Below are 1957 nucleotides of genomic sequence, written 5' to 3' on the forward strand. Positions count from 1 at the left end.
GCGGCGAGGGTCGCCGGGGGCGCGCTGTGGCGGCCGGCGGAGGTGATCAGGTAGACGACCTCGACGGTCTTGTTCCCCTTCTTGGTCACGGTCCGGCGCAGTTGGGCGACTTGCGCCGCGCCGGGGAACGCGACCCAGGCGGGGGCGTCGGAGACTTTGATGGTGCGGGTGACCCGACTTGGGCCACGTTCCGCTGATTCGGGGGTTGTTGGGTCTGTGACCTGGGGTGTTGGTTCGGTGGGCACGCACTAATTGGGCGGTTCTATGGTGTCGGCCGTGGCGTATGTGCGGACGGTGAAGACGGCGTCGGGTGCGCGGGCGGTGCAGATCGTGCACTCCCAGCACCGGGGGTCGCGCAACATCGAGCACATCGGGTCGGCGCATACCGGTGCGGACTTGGAACTGCTCAAGGCGGTGGCGCGGCAGCTGCTGGCCGCGGGGCAGGGCGAGCTGGACCTGCGTCTGCCGGATAGCCCGGCCAACCAGGGCGCGGCGTTGCCGATCACGTCCTCGCGGATGGGGCACCTGCTGGACGCGCTGACCTGCGGATACAACGTGCTGGGGTTCGCAGCAGCGACCGGGCGGGATGAGGTGTTCAGGTCGCTGGTGCTGGCCAGGATCATCGAGCCGACCAGCAAGCTGGACTCCCTGCGGGTGCTGGAAGAGGTGGGGCTCACAGCGCCGTCCTACCGGACGGTCAAGCGGCGGCTGCGCGTCTACGCCGACGCCGGCGAGGGCGGGGATGGCCGTGTTGGCGCCGAGGCCGAGGCTGGGGACTCCGCGGCGCAGGCCGTTGCTGTCGATCCTGCGGGTGGCCGGTGGCGGGCCCGGCTGGCCCGGGCCTGCGCCGATCACGTGCGCCTGGGGCCGGCGACGTTGCTGCTCTATGACGTGACGACGCTGTACTTCGAGGCCGATGCCGGTGATGGGTTCCGCGAGCCGGGATTCTCCAAGGAACGCCGCCTGGAGCCGCAGATCACCGTCGGCTTACTCACCGATGGGGCGGGCTTCCCGCTGATGGTGCACGCGTTCGAGGGCAACCGGGCCGAGACCACCACCATGGTGCCGGTCCTGGCCGCCTTCCTCGACGCACACGACCTGCCCGACGTCACGGTCGTGGCCGACGCCGGGATGGTCTCCGACGCCAACAAGAAGGCCATCGAGGCCGCCGGGTTGTCCTTCATCCTCGGCGCCCGCATCCCCGACGTGCCCTACGTCGTGGCCGACTGGCGCAAGGCCCACCCGGACACCGACATCGACGATGGGCAGATCTTCATCCAGCCCTGGCCCGCCGGGCCGACCGACAAGCGCCGCGATCACACCTTCATCTACCAGTACCGAGCCGATCGGGCCCGCCGCACCCTGCGCGGGATCGACCAGCAGATCACCAAGGCCGAGAACGCCGTCGCCGGGAAGGTGCCGGTCAAGCGCAACCGCTACGTGCAGCTGGCCGGGGCGAGTAAGAGCGTGAACCGGACGTTGGAGGCCAAGAACCGCGCACTGGCGGGGATCAAGGGCTACGTCACCAACCTCCCCGACCCCGAACCCCAGCAGGTCATCGGTGCCTACAGTCGCCTGCTGCAGGTCGAGAAGTCCTTCCGGATGAGCAAGTCCGACCTCGCTGCCCGGCCGTTCTACCACCACACCCGCGAATCGATCGAAGCGCACCTGACCATCGTCTTCGCCGCCCTCGCCGTCTCCCGCTGGATCGAGAACCGCACCAGCTGGTCAATCAAGCGCTTCGTCACCACCGCCCGCCGCTACCGCACCATGCAGATCCAGGCCGGCGAACACACCCTCACCGCCGCCGACCCGGTGCCCGACGACCTCCAAGCCGCGCTCGACACCATCCACGGCACGCACTAAATGGCCCAAGTCGGGTTCAACGTCCCGAAACCCGCATTGGCGCAGGCCGGCGCAGGCCGGCGCAGGCCGGCGCGAGGCGGCGTGGCAAGCG

The 1957-nt window shown here is 69.5% G+C and carries 2 protein-coding genes; one reads left to right on the forward strand and one right to left on the reverse strand.

Translation table 11 applies throughout. From position 1 onward, the window contains the following. A partial coding sequence (locus tag ACRDU5_RS22695; protein WP_526617241.1) for a hypothetical protein occupies window positions 1–245 on the reverse strand: 245 nt, incomplete at its 3' end. A gap of 31 nt (window positions 246–276) precedes the next feature. Here ACRDU5_RS22695 and ACRDU5_RS22700 point away from each other — a divergent pair. Beyond that, window positions 277–1866, forward strand: a complete 1590-nt coding sequence (locus ACRDU5_RS22700) for an IS1634 family transposase (protein ID WP_526617242.1) — start codon at window positions 277–279, stop codon at window positions 1864–1866. The last annotated feature ends 91 nt before the right edge of the window (window positions 1867–1957 follow it).

It is taken from the genome of Mycobacterium sp. (assembly GCF_050701515.1).
GTDB lineage: Bacteria > Actinomycetota > Actinomycetes > Mycobacteriales > Mycobacteriaceae > Mycobacterium.